This is a genomic window from Bacteroides bouchesdurhonensis (assembly GCF_900155865.1).
Lineage (GTDB): Bacteria > Bacteroidota > Bacteroidia > Bacteroidales > Bacteroidaceae > Bacteroides > Bacteroides bouchesdurhonensis.
The window spans coordinates 1-1,223 of record NZ_LT707023.1; the positions used below are offsets into that span (position 1 = coordinate 1).

The 1,223-nt window shown below is 37.1% G+C and carries 1 protein-coding gene; it reads right to left on the reverse strand.

Going from position 1 to position 1,223, the window contains the following annotated elements; translation table 11 throughout:
- Positions 1-164: 164 nt before the first annotated feature.
- The coding region (locus CZ225_RS22825; RefSeq protein ID WP_083714741.1) for an RHS repeat domain-containing protein at positions 165-1,223 on the reverse strand (1,059 nt) is incomplete at its 5' end.

Here is a 1,223-nt window from a genome sequence, read left to right on the forward strand (position 1 = left end):
CCTACTACCAGTACCATCCGGAAAATCATAATATACTGTTGTCGTTTGAGGCATATCTATCCAACCTACACTATAGTCTGTTCCTTTCAGTTTTTTGAAATATGAATCGCAGGACACTAATAATAAAGCTAATAAGAATATAAAAGGACATAATTTCATTTTCATTATTCTATCATTTTTAAAGTTTTCCAAATATAAAATTGGTAAGTATTACTCATCGGTTTCTGAGAACTTCTTCGTTGATTCCAACTACTTGACCACATATGGTATAAAAAAGAAGACATACTTTTACTATCACTTATTACATTGTTCAAAGACTTTCCATCCTTGCTAGTAAAGGCGTCAAAACGATAACTTCCGATAAATTGTTTAGCGATTGACACCGTAGTAAATGCATCCCATAAATTCCAGTTTCCAGGCCATTCTGTGATCTGTCCTGGAATATCTGTAATTCCATCAACAATTCTTTGGTGTGCCTCTAAAACCGACTTATCATTCATCATAGCCATGGTATAAGGATGGTCACTTAAAAAAATAGAAAATTCAGGTCCTACGCCATTAGCAAATTCATCGAGAAAATCCCAGTCTCTTTCTTTTGAACCTAATAAAGCTCCTTTATCATTTTCTACTATATCAAATGTGAACCCATCACTGTATAAACTTCCAACGTCAAAACCGTCAGTTAATAGTTTATCAATAATTGATTCAAACTCACCTAATACAGAACCTTTTCCACCTATATAAGTATATCCTTCACGCTCTTCATCTTCATCCTCCTCATCATCAAACCATGTATAATACTTAGTTTTTTTGTTTTTATACCAAGCCATACCTGTAGGATCAACCCTATTAATAGGATTATTACCACAGTAATTATATGAACTGAAACCAAAATATTTCTCACTCATCGGATCCACCACATGCCACCTTCCTATCGCAGCATCATACTGTCTCGCCCCATAATCATACCAGTTCAGCCCATTCTTCTGATCCAACTCCTTACCATTATACTTGTAAGGCTGAACACTAGCTGTAGAAGTGAAAGTCCCACCAAACGGATAGTAATTGTTAGTTTCCTCCACATTGCCATCCTTATCCGCCACCACACGGGTATTCCCCTGATGATCCTTCAAATAGAAATGGAACTTCCTGTCCGGGAAACTCACATACCCCGCCTCATTGAGCAGCATCCTCAACACCCCGTTCTCATAGACCGCATTCCC